The following is a 26,082-nucleotide window of genomic DNA, read 5'->3' as shown; positions in this document are numbered from 1 at the left end:
GTCAGCACGGCAGCGTCAGGACTGTGGTGCCAGGACTGTGGTGCCAGAACCGTGTGTCAGGACTGCAGCGAGAGGTCCAGCGCGGGCTCCGGCGCGGATGTCGTCGCGATCGTGCCCGGCGCGGCGACCACGGCGAACTGCTTCGGGTCCCACTCGCCGAAGCGCGGGTTGACGGAGATGTGCTCGCGGATCGCGGCCTCCTCCAGCAGCGGCTGGATCCTGGCGGAGCGCTGGTCGGACGCCAGGAAGCGCTGCAGGTAGGGCCGTGCCACCTCGAAGGTCAGCGGCAGGTTGCCGACCTGGGCGACGATGCCGTCGTACTGCGCACGGGCCTCGGCGGGCGAGGCGAGCGTGCTCGGGGCGACCTTGTCGCCGATCGCCGACTCGAGCGCTCCGGCCCGGACGATGACGCCGACGTCCTCCTGGGCGAAACCGGCCGCGGCGGCCCGGGTCTCGAACGCCTCGACGCTGCCGAAGCGCAGAACCGAGTACGCCTGGTAGTAGGCGTCGATGTCCTGGCCGCTCAGCGTGATGCCGAGCCGCTTCGCCTCCGTCTCCAGCACCTTCAGCTGGACCAGGGTCGTGATCGTGCGGCGCTGGAGCTCCGCACGGTCGAGGCTCCGGGCGGCCTGTTCGGCGGGGACGGACTCGACCGCCTCGAAACCGCGGTCGACGATGCCGCGCACGGTGGAGGTCTCGATCGTGCTGGACCCGACCTGGGCCGCCGCCCCGGCGTGCGTCGTGCATGCGGTACCTGCGATGCCGGTCAGCACGGCGAGCCCGAGCCCGGCAAGAAGACGCGGAAACTTCACAGCACTGACCGTATCCGCTCCTCGGCCCGGAAGTGGAAGGGGCCGGTCCGGCTCACCTCACCGGCGGGCCGCGAACGGCTCCCGGCGCAGTCCGCCGCGCCGGCCTGCCTCACCGGCCGGCCGAGCCTGCGGCGTCCCGGCTGGCCGCCGCGGCGATCGAGTCGCCGGCGATGGCTTCGAGCAGCTGCCCGGCCCAGGCCAGCAGGGCGCGGTCGCGCAGCGGGCGGGAGCCGATCCGGCCGGTCTCGGTCGGCGCCGGGACGAGCACCGTGCGCACCGCCGGCTTGACGACGGATCCCTTGTAGAGCCGGTTGAGCCGCAGTGTCTGGCTCTCCCGCAGGTCCAGCGGGGCGAACCTGATCTGGCGGCCGGCGACGGTGATCTCGGCGACGCCGTGCCGGCGGGCGAGGACCCGCAGGTGGGCGACGGCCAGCAGGTTCTCCACCGGCTCGGGCAGCGGGCCGAAGCGGTCCGTCAGCTCGCCGCGGACCTCGGTGATGTCGTCGTCGGAGACGGCGGCGGCGAGCCGGCGGTAGGCGTCGAGACGCAGCCGCTCGCTGGGCACGTAGTCGTGCGGCAGGTTCGCGTCGACGGGCAGCTCGACCTTCACCTCCAACGGCTCCTCGACCTCGCCCTTGTACTCGGCCACCGCCTCGCCGACCATCCGGACGTACAGGTCGAAGCCGACGGAGGCGATGTGGCCGGACTGCTCCCCGCCGAGCAGGTTGCCGGCGCCGCGGATCTCCAGGTCCTTCATCGCCACGGCCATGCCGGCGCCGAGGTCGTTGTGCTGCGCGATGGTCGCGAGCCGGTCGTGCGCCGTCTCGGAGAGCGGGCGGTCCGGCGGGTAGAGGAAGTAGGCGTAGGCCCGCTCGCGGCCGCGGCCGACCCGACCGCGCAGCTGGTGYAGCTGGGAGAGACCGAAGTTGTCGGCCCGCTCGACGATCAGCGTGTTCGCGTTCGAGATGTCCAGGCCCGACTCGACGATCGTGGTGCAGACGAGGACGTCGAACTTCTTCTCCCAGAAGGAGACCATCACCTGTTCGAGGGCGTCCTCGTGCATCTGGCCGTGGGCGGTCGCGATGCGGGCCTCGGGGACCAGCTCGCGCAGCCGGGCGGCGGCGCGGTCGATGCTCTCGACCCGGTTGTGGATGAAGAAGACCTGGCCCTCGCGGAGCAGCTCCCGCCGGATGGCCGCGCCGACCTGGTTCGGGTCGTAGGGAGCCACCGAGGTGAGCACCGGGTGGCGCTCCTCGGGCGGGGTGTCGATGGTGGAGAGCTCACGGATGCCGGTGATCGACATCTCCAGCGTCCGCGGGATCGGGGTGGCGCTCATGGTGAGCACGTCGACCGCCGTCCGCATCTTCTTCAGGTGTTCCTTGTGCTCGACACCGAAGCGCTGTTCCTCGTCGACGATGACCAGGCCGAGGTCGGAGAACTTCGCCTCGCCGGAGAGCAGCCGGTGGGTACCGATCACGACGTCAACCGTGCCGTTCGTGAGCCCCTCGAGCACCGCCCGCTGCTCGGAGGGCGAGTTGAACCGGCTCATCGCCTTCACCGTGACGGGGAACGGCGCGTACCGCTCGGCGAAGGTCTGGTAGTGCTGCTGGACGAGCAGCGTGGTCGGGACGAGCACGGCGACCTGCCGGCCGTCCGCCACCGCCTTGAACGCCGCCCGGACCGCGATCTCGGTCTTGCCGTAGCCGACGTCGCCGCAGATCACCCGGTCCATCGGGACCGGCTTCTCCATGTCGGCCTTGACCTCGTCGATCGCGGAGAGCTGGTCGGGGGTCTCCCGGAAGGGGAAGGCGTCCTCCAGCTCGCGCTGCCAGGGCGTGTCGGGGCCGAAGGCATGGCCGGGCGCCGCCATCCGCGCGCTGTACAGCCGGATCAGCTCGCCGGCGATCTCCTTGACCGCCTTGCGGGCGCGGGTCTTGCGCTTGGCCCAGTCGGCGCCGCCGATCCGGTCCAGGCTCGGGCCCTCGCCGCCGACATAGCGGGTGATCTGCTCGAGCTGGTCGGTGGGCACGTACAGCCGGTCGCCGCGGGCGTACTCCAGCAGCAGGTACTCGCGCTTGGCCCCGGCGACCGCGCGGGTCACCATCTCGACGTAGCGGCCGACTCCGTGGGCGTCGTGCACGACCAGGTCACCGGCGGCGAGGGCGAGCGGGTCGATGCCCTTGCGCCGGCGGCTCGGCATCCGCCGCATGTCCCGGGTGGTGACACCGCGGGCGCCGGCCAGGTCGGTCTCGGTGAGCACCGCCAGGCGCAGGGTCGGGCTGAGGAAGCCCTGGCCGAGCTGGGCCTGCGTGACGATGGCGACGCCCGGGACGAGCTCGGCGTCGGCGGCGAGCCGCGCACCGAGGTCGGCCTCCCGCATGATCTCGACGAGCCGCTCGGCCGGCCCGTGCCCCTCGGTGACGAGCAGCACCCGCCAGGAGTCGGCGAGCCAGCCCTTGATGTCCGCGGTGGCCCGCGCGGTGTCGCCGTGGTAGGCGGGAGCCGGGCGCAGGCTCGCCACGACCGTGTCGTCGCCGAGCAGCTCGTCGGGCTCACCGGCGGCGGGGTCGGCGGCGAACGGGCTGACCGACCACCAGGGGATCCCCAGCTGGGCGGCCCGCTCCCGGGCTTCGGCGACCGAGCGGTAGGTGGCCGCGCCCAGGTCGATCGGCGTCCCGCCGCCGAGCGCCGCCACGCTCCACGAGGCCTCGAGGAACTCCTTGCTGGTCCGCACCAGCTCCGCCGCCCGGGTACGCACCCGTTCCGGATCACAGACGAGGACACGCGAGCCGCGTGGGAACTCGTCCAGCAGGAGGGTCATCTCGTCGACGAGGAGAGGCGAGAGCGCCTCCATCCCCTCCACCGGGATGCCCTGAGCGATCTTGTCCAGCATGTCGACGAGCTGCGGGTGTTCCTGCGCCAGCGCGGCTGCCCGGGCCCGGACGTCCTCGGTGAGCAGCAGCTCACGGCACGGCGGGGCGAACAGGGCCGGCGGCCCGGCGCCGTCGGCCGCGGGCAGGGCCCGCTGGTCGGCGACGGAGAAGTGACGGATGTCGTCCACCTCGTCGCCGAAGAACTCGACCCGCAGCGGATGTTCCTCGGTGGGCGGGAAGACGTCCAGGATGCCGCCGCGCACCGCCATCTCGCCGCGGCGCTCGACCAGATCGACCCGGTGGTAGGCGATCCCGACCAGCCGAGCGGTGACCTCCTCCAGGTCTGCGTTGTCCCCCTTGGCCAGGGCGACCGGGGCCAGATCGCCCAGGCGGGCGACCTGCGGCTGCAGCACCGAGCGGACCGGGGCGACGACGACCGCGAGCGGGCCGGCGCCACCTCGCGCATCCGGGTGTGCGAGGCGGCGCAGGACGGCCAGCCGGCGGCCCACCGTGTCGGCGCGTGGGGAGAGCCGCTCGTGCGGCAGCGTCTCCCAGCTCGGGTAGACGGCGACCCGCTCCGGGCCGAGCAGGCTGCCCAGCGCGTCGGCCAGGTCGTCGGCCTCCCGCCCGGTGGCGGTGACGACCAGCACGGTGCGGCCCGGACCGGCCAGCGCCGCGGCGGCGAACGGCCGCAGCCCGGCGGGACCGGCCAGGTCCAGGACAGGCTCGTCCAGCGAGGACAGGGCGCGGATCAGCGCCGGGTCACCACCAGGGCGAGCTACGAGCGCGTCGAGCAGCGGCGCGAGGGTCATGTGATCCGTCCCGTGCCTCTCCAGTGCCAGCGAATCAGGTGCGGCTCCGATGTGGCTCCGACCGACCGGGGAACCGGAAGAAGCCGGAGAACCGGGAAAGCCGGAGGGCGGCACCGCCCGGCGGCCGTCCACCGGTGCAACAGTCCCGCGGCGGGCGATATTGCCGAGGGAGGGGCACGACCGGAGATCACCATGGCGGGCAGGCGGGCCCGGCCCCCACAGACCAGACTCATGCCAGCCGGACTCATGCCAGCTCCGTGCCCCCCGGCCGCATACCCGGCCCCGCATACCCGGCCCTCGGCCACATACCCGCAGCGAGGTCGTCGCACCCAGCGTACGGCAGGGCGCTGCGCCAAGATGCGGGCGCCGCGTGGCGGATCGACGTACAGTCTGCTGACGCCCGGTTTGCCGCCGGCGACAGATACTGACGTAAGGGTCGACTTGTCCACCACGCGACGCCGCGACGTCCACCAGATCGGGGATGTCGCCGAGCGAGTCGGGCTGTCACTGCGCACGGTGCGGTACTACGAGGAGGCCGGCCTCCTCATGCCCGTGGGCCGGACGGTCGGTGGCTTCCGCCTCTACGACGACGACGCCGTCGACCGCCTCTTCCTCATCAAGAAGATGAAGYCGCTCGGTTTCACCCTGGAGGAGATGCGCTCGCTGCTGATGCTGCGCGACGAGCTCCAGGAGCCGGAGCTGCCCTCCGCGAGGCGGGCGGAGCTGCAGGCCAGGCTCGCGACCTGGGTGGCGCTGGCGGAGGAGAAGCTGACCACGCTGCGCGAGCAGGTGCAGGTGGCGGAGGCGTTCGTCGGTGGCCTGCACGACGACGCCGAACGCTCCGGGACGTCCTGACCAGAAGCTTCAGGACGTCCGGCGAACGGCACCCCGGGCCTCCGGCGGAGGCCCGGGGCCCTGGGCCCGGAGTGGGGTGGGGCTACCAGAGACGCTGGTAGAGGGCGGACGAGCCCGGGTGCCGGTTCGGGTTCACCAGGGTCGAGCGGACGTTGCCCACGATGTCGTCGTTGAAGTACGCCTCGTACGCGAGGATGCCGGCGTTGCGCCGGAAGATGTTGTACATCTCCTGGATGTAGACCGGGTTGTCCCCGCCGCCGTTCATCCCCGCCTTGGTGTTCTGCTGGCTCACCACACCCCACTCGGGCACCGAGAACAGCTTGCCGTTCTGGCGTGCGAAGTTGATCACCTGGCACAGGCCCTCGGCGGCGTTGCACTGCTCACTGAACTCGCTGGACGTGGGGCTGGGCGGATACTGGTCGTAGCTGTCGATGCCGATGACGTCGACGTACTGGTTGCCCGGGTAGACGCTGAAGGCGTTGTAGTCCGGGCCGTGGGCGTTGAGGGTCCAGTCGATGCGCACCTCGGGGCTCGTCTCCTTGATCGACGACGAGGCGTTCTGGAAGCACTGCTTGTAGGCAGTCGGGTTCGCCGAGGCCCGCCAGGCGAACCAGCCGCCGTTGAACTCCCACCCCAGCCGGACGAACGAGTCGCCCCGCCCCTGGTTCACCAGCCACCGGCCGAACTGGCGCCACCGGGCGTTGTAGTCACCCGCGGCGCAGGAGACCAGGTTTCCCTTCTGTGGCCCCTCGTCGGGAAACATCGGAACGCTGATCACCAGATCACCGGGGAAGGACGAGAAGACCCGGCCCATCCACGGGTTGACGATCGCGTCCCAGCTGTCCCGGTCGGTGTAGGTCACCACGACGTCCACCGGGGTGCCGCGGAACTCCGCCCAGGCGTTCGCCTCGGCAATCGTGTGCGCGGCGACCCCGCTCGGGAAGAGAGCGCTCGTCGCCGCCCGCTCGACCCTGGCCACCGGTGGCACTGCCACCGGCTGCTGGTTCTGCGGCCCCGGCGCCGGGGCCGTGGCCGGGACCTGCGATGCCGCGGCCGGGCTCGGCGTCGGCGCCTGCGCCGGGGCGGTGTTGGCGGCGAGGTGGGTGTCCTCATGCTGGGCGGGCCCTAACATCCAGGCGACCAGCGCGAGGAGCACGGCGAAGACCACCAGGGCCACCGGCAGGTAGGGGTGCCGCCCGGGCTTCGCCCCCCAGTGCTCGATGATCCAGTCGGTGGCCCGGTGCGTCACCGAACTGCCACCACCTGAGCGGTTCCTGCCACCAGCAGCGCCGGCGACCCGCCCGCGCTCGCCATGATCATGATCGTCGCCCGCCACGGGCAGGATCCCGGTGACCGAACCGCTGGAGGCCACGGCAGCGCGGCCTCGCGCCCCGCGGCCGGCGCCGCCTGCCTCGGCAGTGCGGTCGCGGTCGGCGCGGTCGCGATCCCGGCCGGTGCGCTCCGTCCCCGCGCCGCGATCCCGGCCGGAGCGCCCGGTGACCGCGGCACGGGACCCGCCGTCGTGGCGGCCGGGGCTGTCGCGGAGCCCGGGCCCGGGCCCTGCCTCGGGCGGCTTCGGCCGGACCGGCGGCATCACCATCGTCTGGTCGGCACCCACACCGCCGTCACCGCGGGCGTCGGTGTTCTCCCGCGGCCCGGCCGCATTGCGCTCGTCTCGGGACGACCCGTCCCAGTCGCTGCGGCGGAAACGCTGGGTGGCCAGGTCACCGGCAGCCGGCCGGTCGGTGTCGCGGCCCCGCTCCCGGGCCCGACCGCTCGGCTGGGACCGGCCCGCCGCAGACCCGCGGTCACGATCGCGACCGCGCCCGTCGGGCCGGCCGCGCGCCGCGCGCCGGTCGGCGGCGTCGGGCCGGCCCGCCTCGCCGAGCGGGTCGGCAGCGCGACGCCCACTGCCACCGGAGCGCCGGTCCTCACCTGGATGGCGATCGGTGGGATGGCGATCGGTGGGATGGCGATCGGTGCCCGGGCGCCGGCCGGCGCCATCACGGCGGCCGGGCTCGCCCCGGCCGCCGGTGTCGCCGCGGCCGGCGTCGTCGAAGTTCTCCTGCCGGTCCGGGTACGGCGCGAGTGGTGCTGTGCGCCCGCGGCGGCGCGTCGGACGCCCACGCGTCGACAGCATCTCGGGGTCGAAGGCAGCGCCGGGTGCGTCCGGCCCATCTGCCTCGATCTCACCACCGCGACGCGGCCGGGAGAGCGGACGCGCCCCGTGGCCGTACCGCTCATCAGACGGCATGGGATCCACCCCCGGGCGCGATGCCACTCCGGACCGGTTCGCGGAACCGACCAGGTCGTTCACTAAAAGTAAAAAGTTCGACCGAAAGCATGGATCTTACCTCCCGGCCGACGTAGAAGAAGACGACGTTATTGACGTGCTGGATCTCCGCACCGCGGGGTCCGGAGGGGCCGGGAGAGGCCGCGACACGGCGTTCATCCCGGGGCATCCGACAAACCGTAACAAGGCCCTCCGACGCCAGCGACAAAGGGACCGGGTAGACCACTGCTCAGACACTCACGTCAACGTCGACGACAGGTAGAGGAGTCCCCGTCGCGGACCGCGGGCCGGCCGCGACACGCGACCGGGCGAATCCCGCCCGACTCGGCGTGGTCGCCGCTCCGGGGCCGGCCCGGTGGCCCCCGCCGGCCCACAACCGGGCCGCGGGGTCGTGGACCAGCACGGAAAGGGCGGTACGGTACCGTTGCCGCGTCGCGCCCGGACCAAGGGAGGACACTGCGCATCCGCCTCGCCGGGCAACGCCCCCCGCGGCCCCGCTCCGCCCGTGACGCCGGCGAGCAGGACGGCCGCACCGGCTGCCACGGCGGGAGGCAGTTCCGCAGCCGGCCCGGGCCGGCAGGCAGGGCCCGCAGAGCCGAAAGGCCCGCGGGCAGGGCCGACAGGCCCGCGGCAGGCGAGCCACAGCTGACATAGGCATATCTGACGTCACCGGACCGGCCGCGGGCTGGAGAAGCCAACCGCCCCCGGGTCCGCCGGGGCACCGACACGGGAGACGCGACCGCCTTGACGACCGAGACAACCCGATCTTCTACGACTGATACCACGGCTGTCGACCCGCGCGACATTCCTGTGGTCATCCTCTGTGGYGGCATGGGAACCCGGCTGCGCGAGGCCAGCGAGAAGCTCCCCAAGCCGCTCGTCGACATCGGCGGCAAGCCCGTCCTGTGGCACATCATGAAGACGTACGAGCACTACGGCTTCCGCAAGTTCGTGCTGTGCCTCGGCTACAAGAGCGACCTGATCAAGAACTACTTCCTGGCCTACCGCGAGCAGGTGGCCGACTTCACGCTGCGGTTGTCGGACGACCACACCCCGCAGTTCCACAACACCGCCGGCGACGAGGACTGGGAGGTCACGTTCGCCGAGACCGGGCTGCTGACCGGTACCGGCGCCCGCCTGCGCCGGGTCGCGCAGTACCTCACCGGCCCGCGCTTCATGATCACCTACGGTGACGGCGTCGGCGCCATCAACGTGGCGGACGTCCTCGCCGACCACGTCCGGTCCGGCCGGATCGGCACGGTGACCGGTGTCCGCCCGTCCAGCCGCTACGGCGAGCTGGTCACGGAGGGCAACGCGGTCACCCAGTTCGCCGAGAARCCCCCGGCGACCGGCTGGGTGAGCGGCGGCTACTTCGTCTTCGAGCGCGAGTTCGTCGACAAGTACCTCGACGACGACCCGTCCACCATGCTCGAGCGCCACCCGCTCCAGCAGCTCGCCCGGGACAGCCAGCTCACCCTGCACACCCACGAGGGCTTCTGGATGGGTATGGACACCTTCCGTGACTGGACGGAGCTCAACCAGCTGTGGGACGCGGGCGCCGCGCCGTGGCGCGTCTGGGCCGACTGAGCGAGCGGACGCCGAACCCATGAGCACCGCCGACAACGACGCGACAGGGCACCGCCTCCACAGCCTCGTCGCCACGCTGATGCCGCCGATGCGCTCGATCACCGGGCACGGCGTGCGGGCCACGCTCGACCTGGTGCGGGCGGCGCTGCCCGCGCAGGTGCCGCTCACCGTGCACGAGGTGCCGAGCGGCACGCCCGTCCTCGACTGGACCGTGCCGCGGGAGTGGAACGTCAACGGCGCCCGGCTCATCGGGCCGGACGGGCGGATCGTCCTCGACGCGGCCGACAACCCGTTGCACCTGCTCGGCTACAGCGTTCCGACGCACGCCCGGATGCCGCTGGAGGACCTGCGCCGACACCTGTACTCGATGCCGGACCGGCCGGACTGGGTGCCCTACCGGACGTCCTACTACAACGACGCCTGGGGCTTCTGCCTGACCGACCGGCAGCTCGCCGCCCTCCCCGACGGCGAGTACGAGGTGCAGATCGACACCTCGCTCACCGACGGCTCGCTGACCTACGGCGAGATCGTCCTGCCCGGGGCGACCGACGAGGAGTTCCTCGTCACCACGCACCTGTGCCATCCGGCGATGGCGAACGACAACTCGTCCGGCATCGCGGTGGCGACCGAGCTGGCGGCGATGCTGGCGAGCCAGCCGCGCCGCTTCACCTACCGGCTGCTGTTCATCCCCGGCACCATCGGCTCGATCGCCTGGCTGGCCCTGAACCCGGCCGTGACCGGACGCATCCGGCACGGCCTGGTCCTCACCGGGCTCGGGGACAGGGGTGCGCCGACGTACAAGCGCAGCCGGCGCGGCGACGCGACGATCGACCGCGCGACGGCCCGCGCGCTCGCCGAGACCGGCCGCCCGCACCGGATCGTCGACTTCTCCCCCTACGGCTACGACGAGCGCCAGTTCTGCTCGCCCGGCTTCAACCTGCCGTTCGGCCGGTTCGGCCGCAGCCAGCACGGCGAGTACCCGGAGTACCACACCTCGGCCGACAACCTGGACTTCGTGACCCCGGAGGCGCTGGCGGACTCGTTCGCCATCCTGCGCCGGACGATCGAGATCTGCGAGGCCGACCAGGTCTGGCGCAACACCTCCCCCTACGGCGAGCCGCAGCTCGGCCGACGCGGGCTGTACCGGTCGATCGGCGCGACCATGAACCGTGCGTCGATCGAGATGGGCCTGTTGTGGGTGCTCAACCTCGCCGACGGGACGAACAGCCTGCTGGACATCGCCGAGCGGGCCGACCTGCCCTTCGACGCCGTCGCCAACGCGGCGGACGCGCTGGCCGGCGTCGGTCTGCTGGTCGCGGCGCCGGCCGCTGCCGCCGGCGGCCCGGGTGCCCGCGACACCCTGCCCATCGCGCACGTCCCRCCGACGGGGGTCCCGGAGATGCCTGTCACGGCAGCCCTGCCCGTACCCCCCACGCGACCGGGCGCTCCCGCCATGCCCGCGCCTTCCACACCCTCCGTGCCGCCACCCTCCGTGCCGCCCTCGCCGACGGCGGAGGTCGTCATCCGATGACCGACGGCGGACGTCCGGCCGGTGTGCCGGCGGATGGCGGGGCGGCCTGGACGATCGTGCTGGCCGCGGGCGGCGGCACCCGGTTCGGCGGACCCAAGCAGTTCGCGGATCTCGGCGGCGATCCACTGGTGGCGCACCCGGTGCGGTCCGCCTCCGCCGCCTGCGACGGGGTCGTCGTCGTCCTCCCCGCACCGCTGCTCGACCGGTGGGTGCCGCCGCCCGGCGTCCGGGCGGTGCCCGGTGGCACCACCCGGGCCGAGTCGGTGCGGGCGGGCCTCGCCGCCGTCCCGGCCGACGCCGACGTGATCGTGGTGACGGACGCCGCGCACCCGCTGGCCTCCCCGGCGCTCTACCGCGCGGTGGTCGCGGCGGTCCGCGCCGGGGCGGACGGCGCCGTGCCCGGGCTCCCGCTGACCGAGGTGGTCAAGGAGGTCCGGGAGATCCCCCGGGACGACAGCCCGGATGCCGGCACCGACCTCGTGACGGGTGCCTCCCTGCCCCGGGAGACCCACCGCCTGGTGCAGACACCGCACGCCTTCCGGGCCGCGGCCCTGCGTGCAGCGCACGCCGGCGCCGTCGAGGCGGTCGAGGACTCCGCCATGGTCGCCGACGCCGGCGGCCGGGTCGTCGTCGTGGCGGGGGAACCGGCCAACATCCACGTCACCACGCCGGAGGAGCTCGACCTCGCCCGGCTGCTTCTCATTCACGTCCAGGACGAGGGGGAACCCGATGAGCACCGTGCTGCTCGACTCAGCGCTGTCCGATGACGAGCGGCGCGCCAAGCTCTACGAAGGCGAGCTCTTCGTCTACTCGCCGCGGCCCAGCACCACGGCGTTCGTCGAGTTCACCCGCGGGCTCGTCCGGGAGGCCTTCGGCGACCTCGATCCCGAGACGGCCCAGCACCACATACCCGTCGAGGAGTACGCGGCTCTGCTCGCCGAGCTGAAGCCGCGGTTCATCCACCACCCGACCTGCAAGGAGCTCATCCCGGCGATGCTCGCCGAGCTGGGCTGCGACATCAGCAGGACGTACTTCGACGTGCCTCGGCTGCGGACGTCCACCAGCGACGACTACCTCACCTCGGGTATCGCCTACGCCTTCCACCCGCACCGCGACACCTGGTACTCGGCGCCGTTCTGCCAGCTCAACTGGTGGATGCCGATCTTCGACATCGTCCCGGAGAACGGCCTGGCCTTCCACCCCCGCTACTTCACCCAGGCGGTGAAGAACGGCTCGCGCACGTACAACTACTACGAGTGGAACAAGACGAACCGCGCGTCCGCCGCGAAGCACATCAAGTCGGACACCCGGGTGCAGCCGAAGCCCGAGGAGGAGGTCGAGATCTTCCCGCAGACGCGGGTCGTCGCGCCTCCCGGCGGCATGCTGATCTTCTCGGGTAACCAGCTGCACTCCTCGGTGCCGAACACCTCCGGCCGCACCCGGTTCAGCATCGACTTCCGCACCGTCCACTTCGACGACGTGATCAACCACGTGGGCGCCGTGAACGTCGACTCGGAGTGCACCGGCACCACCATGCGCGACTACCTGCGCGGCACCGACCTGAGCAGGATCGCCGAGGACGTCTGCCTGACCTACGACGAGGCTCCCCCGCTGCCGGACGCCATGCTCGTCTACGAGCACGGGACCGCCTCGTGACCGACACCGCTGATACCGCTGATACCGCCGACACCACCAACGCCGCCGGCGCGCTCGGTGCGGCGCCGGGGACGTTCGCCGGCCGGGTGGCGGTGGTCACCGGGGCGTCGAGCGGTATCGGACGGGCCGTGGCCGGGCGGCTCGCCGCCGACGGCGCGACCGTACTCGCGCTGGGCCGGGACCAGGCCCGCCTCGACTCCCTCGCGAAGGAGACCGCCGCGGCCGGCCCGGCCAGCCCGGTGGGCGGTGCACTCGTGCCGGTCCAGCTCGACCTGACCGACAGCGTGGCCGTCGAGCGGTTCGCCGCCGACACCGTCGACCGGTACGGGCGCGTGCACCTGCTCGTCCACAGCGCCGGCGGCTACCTCAGCTCACGGATCGAGGACGCCTCTGTCGACGACTTCGACGCGCAGTACGCCGCGAACGTCCGCGGCCCCTTCGCGTTGACCCGGTCGCTGCTGCCCGCCYTGCGGGCCGCCGCCGATTCCGGAGAGTCCGGGCCCGGCGGAGCCGGAGCCGGGCCTCCCCACGGCGCGGACGTGGTCATCATGAACTCTTCGCAGGGTGTCCGCGCGGGTGCCGGCACCAGCCAGTTCGCCGCCACCCAGCACGCGATGCGCGCCGTCGCGGACAGCCTCCGCCAGGAGGTCAACGCCGACGGCATCCGCGTCGTGACCATCCACCTCGGCCGGACGGCGACCCCCCGCCAGGAGACGATCTTCGAGCGGGAGGGACGCCCCTACCGGCCCGAACTGCTGATCCAGGCCGAGGACGTCGCCGACCTGGTCACCTACCTGGCGCTGCTCCCCCGCACCGCCGAGGTGACCGAACTGCACCTGCGCCCGGCGCAGAAGTCCTACTAGCGGCCTCGGCGGGCCGGCTGGTCGGTCACCGGGCGGCTCCGGAGGTGCCGGTCGCCGGCCGGCGGGGCCCGCCGAACAGTTCCAGGTAGCGCCGGGCGCTGTCCGGGTTCGTCGCCGGGTTGTGCAGGGACGAGGCGACGTTGTCGTTCTCGTCCGGCGAGGCGCTGTAGTACGCCTCGTAGGCGAGGATGTCCCGGTTCGCGAGGAAGAACTCGTACATCTTCTCGATGTAGAACGGGTTGTCGCCACCGCCTCCGGCGGAGGCGCGCCGGTCCAGCCCCCACTCCGCCACCGCGAGCTGCTTGCCGTGCTCGCGGGCGAAGCGCGCCACCGTGCAGACACCCGACGGCCGGTTGCACTGCTCGTTGAAGATCTTCTGGGTCATCGACGCCGGGGAGCTGTCGTAGGCGTCGATCCCGATGATGTCGACGACGTCGTCCCCGGGATACGCCTCCCACACACCGTCACCRTTCTCCATGGTGTCCCGGTGCGCGGTCATGTTCCATTCGATCTTCACCTGGGGTGCGGTCGACCGCAGCGCCGCCGCCGCGCGGGTGAAGCAGACCTTCCACGTCCCGCTGTCGCGGGGAAGCCAGTCCCGGAACCAGTCGCCGTTGAACTCCCAGCCGAGCCGGACGATCGCGTCCGGGCGGCCGTTACGGAGGAGGGTGTTCCCGAAGTCGCGCCAGTGGCCGTCGTACTCACCGCGCGCGCAGGCCGCCTCGTTGCTGCCCCTGGGGAACAGCGGCTGGGCGATGGACAGCGCACCCGGGTAGTCGCGGAAGTCGGACATCGGCCAGTCGGCCTGGGTCACCGTCTCCCAGTTCGTCCGGGCGGTGAACAGGATCGCGATGTCGGTGGGGCGCCCGACCCACTGTTCCCAGGCGCCGAGGTCGTTCGGTGGGTTGGCGTTCGCACCGGACGCCCAGCTCACGCCGGTCGTGGTCGGATGGGTCGTGGGCGGGCCGTCGTCCCCGCCGGTGAAGACGATCACACTGACGGCGAGCAGCACCACGGCGAGCGCCGCGCCGACGGCGCCGAGCACCAGCACCCGGCGCTGCCGCCGCCGGCCCTGACCTGTCGCGGTGTCACTCCCGGCCGCCCACGGCGACCGCGCCCGCGATCGGGACCCCGCACGCCGCGGCGCGCCGCCCGCACCGCCCGCACCGCGGCGGTGCCCCGTCACGCCCTCGTCAGCGGCAGCGGCTGCCTGGCCGGTCGGCGACTCACCACCGGACGGTGGTCCCGCGTCGGGACCTTCCCCTCGGCGATGTTCCACGCCCCCCACCTCCATCGCTGACACACCTCCGCACCTTGATGATCATTCGATGACATGCGGCAGCGCACGCCGGACCTGGCGCCGGACCGGGGTGCCAGCGGTGCCTGCTCGTGGCCGGGCGCTCCTGATCCGCCCAACGGAGCACCGGGGACGGACCGTTCCCCCGCCACGGAGATGGTCAGATCTTTACAAGCATGTGGACGTGCCCATTGGCTTCAGCTCCTCACGATCAATGCGACAGGCACAACCAAGATCGCCTATCGCAACAATGACGTGACGTGAGGTTTGCTAACCATACCTGGTCGCGATGGGCCCGGAGCAGCCGCCACGGGGCCGCATTCCACCCACAGTTAGACTGGCGCCCCGAGCCGACGCATGGCGTCTGTGGCCAGCGCCGCGGGCAGGGCGGGCGCGGGCGGGGCATATCCGACTGCGCTAGGAACGGGGGGCGGGAGCAGGTGGTCACCACCACCCTCACCACGAGGATTCCACGCTCGTGGGTGATCCCCACCGCCGAGGCCGCCGAAAGGCGACCGGGCAACGCGCGCATCCTGAAGACACTCACGGTGCTGCTGTGCGCGAACATCTTCCTGCAGCGGCTCGCCATCCCGGTCGCGGGAGCCCAGCTGCAGCTCATCCTGCCGATCACCATCATCGGCGTCGCGGTGATGCTGAGTCACGGCGACATCCAGCTGAACATCGGCCGGCTGCGCGCCTACCTGCTGGCGATGACCGCCTGCTGCGCCGCCGCACTGGTGGCCTTCCTGCGCGAGCTGGACGACAGCGCCATCACCTCGCTGGTGCTGCTGTTCGCGACCTACATCCCGCTGTGCTTCGGGCTCGCCCCGGCCGACGCGAAGGCGATCTTCCCCCGCATCCTCGACCGGTTCGTCACCCTGACGACGATCCTCGCCGGGATCGCCCTCTTCCAGTTCGCGATCCAGCTCGTCGGGTGGAAGTACACCGACGTCCTGACCGTGATCCCCTACGACTTCCGCATGCACGGGTTCAACACCAGCTACCCGGTGCAGTACGGATCCGACCTCTACAAGTCGAACGCGTTCATCTGCCTCGAACCGTCGTTCTGCTCGCAGTTCCTGGCCTTCGGCGTCGTCGTCTGCATCCTGCGCAACGGCAACTGGTGGCGTTACCTCCTCTACGTGATGGCGCTGCTCTCGACGGTCTCCGGCACCGGCGTTGTCCTGCTCGCCATCGCCCTGGTGCTGCTGTCCGTCCACAAGGGAGCCCGGTTCGCGACCACGGCCCTGATCGGGGTCGGCATCGTCGTGCTGGTCCTCAGCTTCACCCCGGCTGCCAGCATCTTCGCCGAACGCGCCACCGAGACGTCGTCGAACAACTCCAGTGGCAGCCTCCGGTTCGTCCAGCCCTACACCAGGACCTGGGACGCACTCGACAAGGACCCGGCGACCGTCGTCTTCGGCCAGGGTCCCGGCTTCGCCGACCGCGACGCGACCGCGTTCTTCCTGCGGACGAGCCTGCCGCTGAACTACGCGCTCCTGCCGAAGCTCGTGCTGGAGTACGGCATCCTCGGCACGGTCGCGTTCCTGGCGTTCGTGCTGAGCATGTTCGTGCGCGGCTCGCCGTCGTTCGTCCTGTCCGGGTCGGTCGTCGTCTTCTACAGCGTGCTGTCGGGTGGTCTGCTCAGCCCCGTGGTAACGACACTGGGCATGCTCCTCGTCTCCTGGTACACCGTCACGCCCGAGGACGAGCGCTGGAACCGCGGCCGCCCCAGCCCCCGCGCAGCGCAGCCCTCCGCCGCTCTGCTGGCCCCGGCGCAGCACGAGGTCTGAGCGGGGGCCTCACCAGCCTGTCAGCTTCCCGGCCCGGTCCAACGCAACCCGGTCCGCTGCGCTCCGCAGACCTCTRTGGAGACCGCACGTTCGGAGCAGCTCTCGGGACGTCCGCGATCACCAGCCGTCCTGGCGGGGCCGGGTGGTCCTTCCGTGTACGGCTGACGAGGCGAGAGCTGCAACAAGCTCGACTGAGGAAGGCGGTGGCCCAAGCCGCGAGGCCTGGCAGCGCAGCGAGCCGCACCACGGGGTAGCCAGCGGCACCGTGGACGCGGCCCGCAGCCGGGGCCAGGCACCGAGGTGAATCCTGCTGGATGCACGGGCCGCGTTCAGCGGACCGGTGGTCAGGCGCTCCGGGCAGACAGCGAGGGGCGGGTCAGCCCGGACTCTGCCAGATCCAGGCCAACCCGCCCCTCATTCGGTGCGGTCCCACATCCCCCACCCGCTCGTCGCGGGCGGGGGCCCCTCCTGCCTTGCCTTACGTGCTGGTGACGGCCGCCGGCGAACCGGCGGCCGTGGTGCTCAGCGGTTCGCGGGCCGTGCGTACCGGTCCGTGGTCTCGGTGTCGCGCACTCCGCGACCGGCCGGCTCGGCGCCCAGCGGGGACGCCGACGTGATCGACTCCACCGAGGCCGGGGCCGCACCGCGACCGCCCGCGCCGGCGTTGCGCCGCACGGCGGTGCGCCCGTCGTGCACGACACCGACGACCCGCTCGGCCAGGGCCGGCCAGTCGCGCGGCACCTGCTCGAGTTCCTTGAGGTTGGTGTCGGACGAGGTGATGACGACGACCGCGTCCGCCTGGATCGCCGAGGCGGCCGTCATCGGCAGGTCCGCGAGCGCGGCCGTGACGAGGATGACCAGGTCGACGACGGGCGCGCGGTCGGCCAGGATCGGCGCGAGACCGCCGGGACGGGCCGCCCGGGCCGGCGACACCCGGTTGTAGAGGATGTGGCCGCGCCCGGTGCCCGAGGAGCGGGCCAGGCAGGTCGGCTCGTGCGCCCAGCGGGGCAGCTCGGCCGAGGTGGCCCGCGGCAGCCCTTCGAGGGACGCCCGGACCTCGGACTGCGCCGAGGTGTCGAGGATCAGGACGACGCCCTGGTCGTCGGACCAGGCGGCGGCCACAGCAGCCACCAGCTCGGAGCTGAGGTCCGTGCGGGAGGCCGGGGTGAAGGCCACCACCTTGCTGGTCGGCGACATCACCGCCGACATCGCCGAGACCAGGGTCTCCGCCGCGTTGGCACTCGTCCGGCTCGGCGGGAGGTCCGCGATCAGCGGCACGCCCAGCAGGTCGGCCGAGTTGTGCGGGTCGAGGATCGTCGGGCGCCGCTGGTACATGATCCACAGCCCGGCCACGGACCCGAACAGGCCGAGCAGCGCAGCCACCAGAACGTTGCGGAAGGTGTTCGGTGCGACCTGCCCGTCCGACCGCGGCGACTCCGCAAGCCGGATTGTCGTGGTCGCTGTTGCCTGACCTACGCCAACTGCGGCTATCTGGTCGTTGAGCTGCCCGACCTCCTTCCGGAGCACGTCGGCCTGCGCCACCATCACCGGGGTGGCTGTCTCTGTCCGGGGGGCTTCGAGCTGGGAGAGTTCCTGGGCCTTCCGGTCCCGAACCGCCGTCAGCGAATCAATGGTCGTGGTCTCGCCGGAGCCGGACGTGCCGAGCTGGGCGGTGTAGGCGGCGATCGCGGAGTTCACGAAGTCGATCGCGGCCTGCTGGCTCGRGCCGGTGCCGGTGATGACGAAGAAGTAGCCCTCGTCCGACGGGGTCGTCTCCAGACGGTCCGCAACGTCCGCACGTGAGATCTTCCGATCCTCGGCGATCCGGTCCATCGTGGCCGTCGAGGTGGCGACCTGGGCCTGGGTCTGGGTGAAGCGGCCCGCGTCGACCGAGTTCCCGCCGAGGGTGTCCTCGCTGGTGTTCAGGAAGATCCGGGAGCTGGCCTCGTAGGTGGCCGCCTGCTGCTTCGAAACGATCATCGCGAGCGCGGCCAGGATGACCGTGGCGATGACGATGACCATCCACCGCGGTCTGACGATGCGGACCAGCGACGGAGCGGACGGTGCGCGGCCACCTTCGGCCGGCGGCTGTGCCGAGCGGCTCACCTGACACCCGCCTCAGTACCTCTGACCGACTCGAAGGAGCCAGCCAGCCGCGCGCGGACCAACGTCGACGCGGGCCCTGCCGGTGGCGTGTGAAGCGGAGTCAATTGGGCCCCCCACTGGAGCGTCAAGCCCGGTCATTGGACCACGGCCAAGATCTGACGGAACCGATTTGTGAGCATAGCCGATAGCTCAAAGTGAGCGACCTATAGCACGGATGCAAGCTACCGTTCGGGTAAATTTCCGCTCTCAGTTCGGCCGTCCGTGCTTCCCTGTGGTCCTGAACCGGTCGGTGTTGCAGATCCGCCCCCGGCCGGGGGCGGCGTGCGCATCATCGCGGACGTCCGGCCGCCGGCACCCGGGCGGTCCTGCTCGGGGCCCTGTATCAGCCGGACGTTGCGGCCCGCCCCGTGCCGGCCGGACGTCCCGGCACCCATCGCCAGATCCGCGCTGCCCGCRCCGTCGACACCCAGCAGACCTTCTGTGCTCGCCGGATTCCCTGCGCCCACCAGATCCTCCGCGCCCGCGGCGGCATCCGGATCCTGCATGCCGTCCGCATCCCACCTGCCGTCATCCCGCTGCCGCGCCGCCTGCCGGCTGCCGCCCCGCGCGGCGCCCGCGTGGTCGGCGTCGGCGAGGGCCTGCAGGCGTTTCGCCTCGTGCTCGCGGATGACGCGGCGCAGCACGATCCACCAGACCGGCGCGATGCCCCAGAACACGATGTTGAATCCGACGACGGCGCCCTGCACCCCGCCGATCAGCACCCCGACAAGCGGGAACGCGAACAGCATCGGCGCCATGACCAGGTTGATCCGGAACGTGGTCCTCGTGTGCCCGAGCGCGTACATGATGCAGGCCGGACCGGTCGGCACCGCCGTCCCCGCGTAGTGCAGGACCGACAGCAGCAGGATTGCGTGCACRCCGGGCCAGGTGTCCCCGAGCAGCGCCTCTCCGACGCGGGGGAACAGCAGGAAAATAACGCTCCACAGGCCGCCGAGACCGACCACGATCGCCGTCAGCAGCACCGCGGCCTGCTCCCGCGCCCGGGCGGACATGGCGCTGCGGCGCGAGAGTTCGGGCACGGCGAAGCTGACGATCCCGATGCCCACGACCGTGGTCGGGGCAAGCAGGGTGCGCACCCCCTGCAGCGATCCGACCATCTCCTTGGAACCGAGCACGCCGATCAGCAGGATCGACGCCTGCAGGGCACCCTGGACGGTGACGAACTCCRCCGACAGGTTCATCGCGTTGGCCCGGTTCTCCCGGATCCAGGCGAGTGCCCGGGAAGGCGCCGGCCACAGCCCTGCCTGCGCCACGCCGAGCAGGGCCGCGATCAGCGCGGAGACACCCCAGGCCAGCAGCATCGGCGGAGCGGCCTTCACCCCACGCTCGATGAGGACGGTCACGCCGATCATCTGGACAGCGGCCCAGGCGATGTCGTTGAGAAAGGCGCCGAACGGTCGGCCCTGGGCGAAGAACACGTAACGCCAGGCGTCCTGGACCAGCAGGCCGGGCAGGACGAAGCCCATCACGACCAGGCCGGCGCCGACCGAGCCGCCGAGGATGGCACCCGCCCCGGCCAGCACGACCCCGAGCACCGCACCGGCAGCCAGGCAGGTCCCCGTCGCCGAGGCGGCGGCGTAACGGAAGGCGCTGGCGGACCTGCCCGAGTAGGCGATGCCGAGCGGCAGGCAGCAGCCCGCCCGCGAAAGCCCGATGATCACCGAGAAGATGATGTAGGAGATGGCGAAGGCGCCGTACTCGGACGTGCTCACCTGCCGCGCGATCAGGAACGAGACGGCGGCGTTGGTGGCGCTGGAGACCCCCTGGTCGGCGAGCGTCCAGATCGCCTTCGACTTCGTCGACCCGGTACCGACCGCGGCCTGCTGGCCCGTCTGGTCCTCGATCGGCCCCGTGCCGGAGAGTCGCTCGGCCGGGCCGCCCTCGCCCCGACCGGCCCCAGCCGCCCCAGCCGCGCCGGCCCGGTGCCGGTGCGGTGAACGGACCCGCTGCGTTCCCGTGGACGCCGGGTCCGCACCCGGGCCGCCGGGGCCGGCCGGGCCGGGCCGGGCCGTCTCGCCGGACCAGTCGTCCCAGCTGCCGCCGGCGGCACCAGGTCGCCGCACGACCTGGGTGCTGGCGGCATCGGTCGGGCGGTTCCGGCCGTACAGGCGCGGGATGTACTCCGTCTGCTCGGGGGTGCCCGCGTCCTCCATCTCGAGCCGGCGGCGCAGCGCGGACAGGTCGACGGTTTCGGTGAACGCGTTGATGAAGTGGATGTCCGAGCCGGGCGTCCCGGCCGGTCTGGCCTCGCCACCGCCTCGACGGCCCCGGCCTCGTCCATCGGACGGACCGCGCCCACCGGACGGGTCCCGGCCACGACCCGAGCCGACATAGGGACCCGCGCCGGTCCCGCCGCGCCCCGTGGCGCCGGCCTCCGGACGAGGCTGGTCCCGTCGGCCCGTCACCGACCAGCCGCGGCCCGCGCGCCGACCCGGCTCGGCGCCACTCGGGGAGGGCGGAGACGGGGACGGCCCCGCCGGCACGGCCCCTGATGTTGGCGCGGACCCTGAAGCCGGCGCGGACCCCGATGCCGGTGCGGACGGATGAACGGGTCCGGACGGCCGGTTCTGCCCGGGCGGCGGCGTGGGCAGGTCCACCCGGAAGCCCGGCGAGGAGTCCTGGCCGGGGGGCGGGCGCCGCCCAGGAGCCGGTGTCGGCTGGCGCGCCCCCTCCACCGGACGATCGCCGCGCGTCGACGGCTCGGGCGGGATCGAGGGCAGCGGCCCGCTCGCCATGCGCACCGTGGTCTCCGGTGGCACCCATCCGCCTGCCGGTGTGCCCGGCTGGCTGCGCGCAGTCGCGGGACGGTCGGTGTCGCCCCTCCACGGCGGCCCGGGCGGGGGGGTGTCGCCGACCGGCTGTCGCGGCATGGCGGTCCAGCCCGGCGGCGGTGTCAGCGCACGCGAAGCACCCGACGGGGACGCCGCGTCCGCCTCCGGCGACGGCGTCCGACCGGGCGGCGGCGTCCGACCAGGTGGCGGTGTGCGACCAGGTGGCGGTGTGCGACCAGGCGCCGGCGTGCGGACAACACCGGACCCGGAACCGGGCGGCGGGGTCCGGCCAGGCGGCGGCGTCCGCACCACACCGGACCCGGAGCCGGGCGGCGGGGTCCGGCCAGGCGCCGGGGTCCGGTCCGGGCCGCGGCGGGTCGGGCCGGAAGCGCCTTCCACCAGGATCGGGCCGGACGGTGGCCGACGTGGGCCGGGCCCCGCGGCCTGATCCGGCGGCGTTCCCGGTGGGACGTCGCCGCCGGGATGCCCGCTGCCGCCAGGATTCCCGCTGCCCCGGGGCGGGACGTTGCGCGGTGCCGGGGTCCCCACATGGACGTCCGAAATCGGCCGTGCGCCGCCCTGACCGGACCACCCACCTGTGTCGGCGTGCCACCGGCCATCACGCTCGGGCACACCCTGCTCCGGCGTGTCCGGCCCGGAACGGGGGTGCCGCGGGAGACGAGGGACGTACTGCGTGGTGCCGGCATCGCCTGGCGGCGTCTCGGGCGGGAGATCGTCGTCCTCGCCGCCGGCCGCCCTCGGCTCCGTGCCGAGATCGGTCACGCCGGACACCCCGATCCACCCGGGACGTGCGGGACGTCCGGGCCACGGGGTGCGGGGCRCAACCGGGTGGCTACCGACACTGGTGTCATCGTTTCGGTGGKTACCGCTTCCCTTGTAGAGCGTTCCCTGGTCGGGCGCTTTTCCTAGAGCACGACCGGGCGGGGGACGGGGACGATGAAGCGCCCGCCTCGCGCCGCGTACTCCTCCTGCTGGGCGATGATCTCCTTCTTGACGTTCCAGGCGAGCAGCAGCAGGTAGTCGGGCTGGCGCTCGAGCAGCACGGCCGGGTCCAGGATCGGGATCCGCGCGCCGGGGATGTACTTGCCCTGCTTGTGGACGTTGCGGTCGACCACGAAGTCGATCAGGGTGTGGTCGATGCCGGTCGAGTTCAGCAGCGTGGCGCCCTTCGCGGCGGCGCCGTAGGCCGCGACGGACTTCCCGTCCGCGCGCAGCGACCGCAGCAGCTCGGTGAGCTCGGTCTGCAGGGTGCGTACGTCGCCGCCGAAGCTGGCGTACCGGTCGAACGTGCCGAGGCCGGCGGCGCGCTCGCCGTCGAGGACGGTCGCGACGGAGCTGGCGGGCTCGGCGGCGGCCTGGTGCTGCATCCGCCAGCGCAGCGTGCCGCCGTGCAGCTCCGGGAACTCGTCGACGCCGGCGAGAGCGAGGCCGTGCCGGCGCATGAGCGCGTCCACCGCGATGGTGGAGAAGTAGCAGAAGTGCTCGTGGTACACGGTGTCGAACTCGTTGTGCGCCAGCAGCGCCCCGACACCGGGGTTCTCGACGTCGATGACGCCGTCGTCCTTGAGCAGGATCGAGAAGCCCTCGACGAAGCTGTTCAGGTCGGGGACGTGCGCCATCACGTTGTTGGCGATGATGACGTCCGCCTTCAGGCCCTCGGCGACGAGCGCGCGGGCGAGGTCGGCCCCGAAGAACTCCTCCCGGGTGGGCACGCCCGCCTTGCGGGCGGCGGCCGCGGGGCCCGGGGTCGGCTCGATGCCCAGCACCGGGATGCCCCGCTCGACGAACGCCTTGAGCAGGTAGCCGTCGTTGCTGGCCACCTCGACGACGAGGCTGTCCGGGCCGAGGTCACGGCTGGCGATCAGATCGATGACGTGCTTCTCCGAATGCCGGACGAGCATGTCCGAGAACGAGGAGAAGTACGGGTAGTCGGCGTCGAAGATCTCGTCCGCGGGAAGCGCGTGGGTGAGCTGGACGAGCGCGCACTGCTCGCAGAAGCCGACCTCGAGGGGGAAGACCGGGTCGGCGGCACCGAGCGCGTCGGCCTTGACCAGCCGGTTGGCGACGGGAGTGGCGCCCAGCGACAGGAAGAGGCGAGGCGCCGGCCCGTCGCAGGACCTGCAGGCGGTGACCGGGGCGGCGAGTCCCGTCCCGGCCGGGCTTCCTTCTGCTGTGCTTCCGGATGACATGCGTTCCCCTGTTCGAGGTGACCTACGGGCGGTGACCAGTGAGCGGCGGTTCGGATGCTGCGGTTCGGATGCAGTGGCCCGGATCGAGGACCCGGCCTCGTACGGAATCATGACGTCGACGGCACGACGGCCGTCAGCCGTGTCCGGACCACCTCCACGCTACTCAGCGTTGCGAACTGCCACGTCAGGTGCCGCTTTCGCCGCTGTCACGGCTTTCGCCGCGTTCCGGCGCCCGCCACCCTCATGACACCCCGCCACTTTCACGCCACCCACCACGTTCACGCCGCCCGCCGCCTTCTCCACGCTCGCCGTCGTCAGGCGCCCGCCGCCGCGGTGCTGATCGCCGTCGCCGCGGCTCCCGACTGCCGCCGTGGCGTTCGCGACCCGCACCTGCGCCGCGCTGTCCGGGTCCTGCCCAGGACGCACCCACCGCAGGCGCCTTTCCCGTCACGTGAGTGTCACACACGCATGGAGTTGACCTGAGGCAAGCACGCCGGGCATCTCGGCAGGCCCGGCCCTGCTGTCGCCCCGGCACGGATCGCGTCCTCCCACTCCGGTGGCGGTCGAGGGCAGCCGGAGGGCGGGTGGAGTGGGCGGCCGGGGACGGCGATGGCGAGGGATCCGTCAGGCGCTCCGGCCGGCAGGTGCGGGCACGGGTGCGGGCGCGGTCTCGCTGCTCGGTATGTCGGTGGCGGGAAGCAGCGGCCAGGCACGGTCCTTGTCCGAGATCACCGAGACGGGCAGCGGCCAGGCGATACCGAGCCGCGGGTCGTCGAAGCGCACACCACGGTCGTGCCCGGGAGTGAACGGCACACTCATCTGGTAGGTGGCCTCGGTGTCGTCCACCAGGGTCTGGTAGCCGTGCGCCAGCCCGGCCGCGATGAACAGCGCCCGGTGGTTCTCCGCCGTCAGCTCGACCGACACGTGCTGCAGGTAGGTCGGCGAACCGGGCCGGGTGTCGACCACCACGTCCAGYAGCGCGCCGCGGGTGCACCGGACCAGCTTCGTCTCCCGCACCGGCTCCCCCGCCCAGTGCATGCCGCGCACCGTGCCGGCCAGCCGGTTGTAGGCCACGCTGCACTGGGCGACGGCCACCTCCAGCCCGGCGGCGGCGAACTCCTCCTGGCAGAAGGTGCGGGCGAACAGGCCGCGGGCGTCGGTGAACGCCTCGACGTCGACGATCGTCACGCCCTCGACGGCCGTCGGACTGAGGATCATCAGGCGGTCCAGAACAGCTCGGCGTCGACCTGCCCGGTGCCGATCAGGTACTGGAGCTGCTTGAGGCGGGTGTGCCCGCGCCCGGTGAAGATCTCGTCGTCCAGCTGGATGCGGCTGAAGACCTCGTGCAGCTGCTTGGCGCCGCGGTGGGCGTCCCAGTCGCAGGCGAAGCCGGGGAGCTGGGTCGCGATCTTGTCGAAGGACACGCGGTAGCTGCGGTTGTCGCCGCCGTTGTCCCCGAAGCTCAGCCGGCAGCCGGTGAACACCGTGGCGACCGCGTCCGCGATCTCCTTCACCTGGTAGTTCTGCTCGCTGTCGCCCACGTTGAAGATCTGGTTGTGGATGGCGTCCCGCGGCGCCGCCAGCACACAGCGGATCGCCTTCGCGATGTCGAGGCCGTGGACCAGCGGCCGCCACGGCGTGCCGTCCGACGTCATCGCGATCTCGCCGGACGTCCACGCGACACCGGCCAGGTTGTTCAGCACGATGTCGAAACGCATCCGCGGCGACGCGCCGTAGGCGGTCGCGTTGCGCAGGAAGGTCGGCGAGAACGTGTCGTCGGCGAGCGGCGCCACATCCCGCTCGACGTAGACCTTGCACTCCGCGTAGGGCGTCTGCGGGTTCACCGGCGACGCCTCGGTGACGTCCTCGCCGGTGGCGACGCCGTACACGCTGCAGGACGACATGTAGACGAAGCGCTGGACGCCCGCCTCCTTGGCGAGCTTCGCCAGCCGCACGGAGCCCTGGTGGTTCACCTTGTAGGTGACGTCCGGCGCGAGGGCGCCCAGCGGGTCGTTCGACAGCTCCGCCATGTGGACGACGGCGTCGACACCTGCGAAGTCCTCGACGGTGAGGTTCCGCAGGTCCTTGTCGAGCGTGTACGGAACGCGGTCGGTCCCGCGGTAGAGCCAGCCGTACTTGTAGTAGCCGGTGTCCACGCCGACCACCTCGTGACCGTCGCGCAGCAGCTCCGGGGCGAGCAGGCAGCCCAGGTAGCCTTCCGTGCCGGTGACGAGCACCTTCATCCGCGAGTCCTCCCGATCTCGACGACGGCACGCGGGATTCACACGTGACCCAACGTTCCGACCCCAGAAGGTACCGAGGTGGTCCGACGGCACCTGAGCGACGCCCCGTTCCGTTCCTGTCCGTCTGGCGACGGCCACTCTGCGCATATCGCCGCCCGGCGTGGGCTTCGGTGCCGCCATCCCCGACGATCATCGGTCACCACCGCCGGCACCGGACAGTCCTGGCCTTGGCGCCGACGCCCATCCGGCGCTCATCCGGGCGCCGGCCGGGCGCCACGAGGTAGACGCCGCCCCGCGCCGCCGACGGCCTGCCGGGGTCC

16 protein-coding genes are annotated in these 26,082 nt (G+C 72.2%); 7 read left to right on the top strand and 9 right to left on the bottom strand.

Annotated elements, in window-relative coordinates; genetic code table 11:
* Positions 1 to 56: 56 nt before the first annotated feature.
* On the bottom strand, positions 57 to 812 hold the full coding sequence (locus tag CC117_RS27140; protein ID WP_071089072.1) for a SurA N-terminal domain-containing protein: 756 nt from the start codon (positions 810 to 812) through the stop codon (positions 57 to 59).
* 109 nt (positions 813 to 921) lie between these two features.
* Positions 922 to 4,497, bottom strand: coding sequence for a transcription-repair coupling factor (mfd, locus tag CC117_RS27135; RefSeq protein ID WP_071089070.1), 3,576 nt, complete (start codon positions 4,495 to 4,497; stop codon positions 922 to 924).
* A gap of 441 nt (positions 4,498 to 4,938) precedes the next feature.
* Here mfd and CC117_RS27130 point away from each other — a divergent pair, with 441 nt between their 5' ends.
* Positions 4,939 to 5,352: a MerR family transcriptional regulator gene (locus CC117_RS27130; protein WP_071089068.1), complete on the top strand. Its 414-nt coding sequence runs from the start codon at positions 4,939 to 4,941 to the stop codon at positions 5,350 to 5,352.
* An 82-nt stretch (positions 5,353 to 5,434) separates the two neighbouring features.
* Here the strand turns inward: CC117_RS27130 and CC117_RS27125 are convergent, their stop codons facing one another.
* On the bottom strand, positions 5,435 to 7,606 hold the full coding sequence (locus CC117_RS27125; RefSeq protein WP_084132934.1) for a glycosyl hydrolase: 2,172 nt from the start codon (positions 7,604 to 7,606) through the stop codon (positions 5,435 to 5,437).
* Positions 7,607 to 8,389: 783 nt separating this feature from the next.
* On the opposite strand from CC117_RS27125, the gene CC117_RS27115 reads away from it, so the two are divergent.
* Genes CC117_RS27115 through CC117_RS27095 form a run of 5 tightly spaced genes read left to right on the top strand, consistent with a single transcriptional unit; the run spans position 8,390 to position 13,282 of the window.
* The gene (locus CC117_RS27115) at positions 8,390 to 9,232 is read left to right on the top strand and encodes a glucose-1-phosphate cytidylyltransferase (protein WP_071089062.1); all 843 of its coding nucleotides are present in this window, start codon (positions 8,390 to 8,392) and stop codon (positions 9,230 to 9,232) included.
* A gap of 19 nt (positions 9,233 to 9,251) precedes the next feature.
* A complete protein-coding gene (locus tag CC117_RS27110; protein ID WP_071089060.1) occupies positions 9,252 to 10,763 on the top strand; it encodes a DUF4910 domain-containing protein in 1,512 nt (503 codons plus the stop codon).
* Positions 10,760 to 11,530, top strand: a complete 771-nt coding sequence (locus tag CC117_RS27105; RefSeq protein WP_071089058.1) for an IspD/TarI family cytidylyltransferase — start codon at positions 10,760 to 10,762, stop codon at positions 11,528 to 11,530. The genes CC117_RS27110 and CC117_RS27105 overlap by 4 nt, the downstream gene beginning before the upstream one ends.
* Positions 11,493 to 12,419 carry a phytanoyl-CoA dioxygenase family protein gene (locus CC117_RS27100; RefSeq protein ID WP_071089056.1) on the top strand — a complete coding sequence of 309 codons (927 nt, stop codon included), beginning with the start codon at positions 11,493 to 11,495 and terminating at the stop codon, positions 12,417 to 12,419. The genes CC117_RS27105 and CC117_RS27100 overlap by 38 nt, the downstream gene beginning before the upstream one ends.
* A complete protein-coding gene (locus CC117_RS27095) occupies positions 12,416 to 13,282 on the top strand; it encodes an SDR family oxidoreductase (RefSeq protein WP_084132871.1) in 867 nt (288 codons plus the stop codon). Before CC117_RS27100 ends, CC117_RS27095 begins: the two co-directional genes overlap by 4 nt.
* Before the next feature lie 25 nt (positions 13,283 to 13,307).
* Here the strand turns inward: CC117_RS27095 and CC117_RS27090 are convergent, their stop codons facing one another.
* Complete coding sequence (locus CC117_RS27090) at positions 13,308 to 14,561, bottom strand: glycoside hydrolase family 26 protein (RefSeq protein WP_241830470.1); 1,254 nt, start codon at positions 14,559 to 14,561, stop codon at positions 13,308 to 13,310.
* Positions 14,562 to 15,019: 458 nt separating this feature from the next.
* Here CC117_RS27090 and CC117_RS27085 point away from each other — a divergent pair, with 458 nt between their 5' ends.
* A complete protein-coding gene (locus tag CC117_RS27085; protein WP_071089054.1) occupies positions 15,020 to 16,372 on the top strand; it encodes a hypothetical protein in 1,353 nt (450 codons plus the stop codon).
* Positions 16,373 to 16,894: 522 nt separating this feature from the next.
* Here the strand turns inward: CC117_RS27085 and CC117_RS27080 are convergent.
* The 5 genes from CC117_RS27080 to CC117_RS27055 form a co-directional block, all read right to left on the bottom strand.
* Positions 16,895 to 18,478 carry a Wzz/FepE/Etk N-terminal domain-containing protein gene (locus tag CC117_RS27080; RefSeq protein ID WP_071089052.1) on the bottom strand — a complete coding sequence of 528 codons (1,584 nt, stop codon included), beginning with the start codon at positions 18,476 to 18,478 and terminating at the stop codon, positions 16,895 to 16,897.
* 221 nt (positions 18,479 to 18,699) lie between these two features.
* The gene (locus tag CC117_RS27075) at positions 18,700 to 20,943 is read right to left on the bottom strand and encodes an MATE family efflux transporter (RefSeq protein WP_071089051.1); all 2,244 of its coding nucleotides are present in this window, start codon (positions 20,941 to 20,943) and stop codon (positions 18,700 to 18,702) included.
* 1,292 nt (positions 20,944 to 22,235) lie between these two features.
* Positions 22,236 to 23,519: a class I SAM-dependent methyltransferase gene (locus CC117_RS27065; protein ID WP_071089047.1), complete on the bottom strand. Its 1,284-nt coding sequence runs from the start codon at positions 23,517 to 23,519 to the stop codon at positions 22,236 to 22,238.
* Positions 23,520 to 24,143: 624 nt separating this feature from the next.
* On the bottom strand, positions 24,144 to 24,737 hold the full coding sequence (locus CC117_RS27060; protein ID WP_071089044.1) for a dTDP-4-dehydrorhamnose 3,5-epimerase family protein: 594 nt from the start codon (positions 24,735 to 24,737) through the stop codon (positions 24,144 to 24,146).
* On the bottom strand, positions 24,737 to 25,762 hold the full coding sequence (locus CC117_RS27055) for an NAD-dependent epimerase/dehydratase family protein (protein ID WP_071089041.1): 1,026 nt from the start codon (positions 25,760 to 25,762) through the stop codon (positions 24,737 to 24,739). The genes CC117_RS27060 and CC117_RS27055 overlap by 1 nt, the downstream gene beginning before the upstream one ends.
* Between the last annotated feature and the right edge of the window lie 320 nt (positions 25,763 to 26,082).

Origin of the sequence: Parafrankia colletiae (assembly GCF_001854655.1) — a bacterium.
Lineage (GTDB): Bacteria > Actinomycetota > Actinomycetes > Frankiales > Frankiaceae > Parafrankia > Parafrankia colletiae.
Note: the sequence above shows the minus strand (reverse complement) of the source record. Positions and strands in the feature narration are given on the sequence as shown.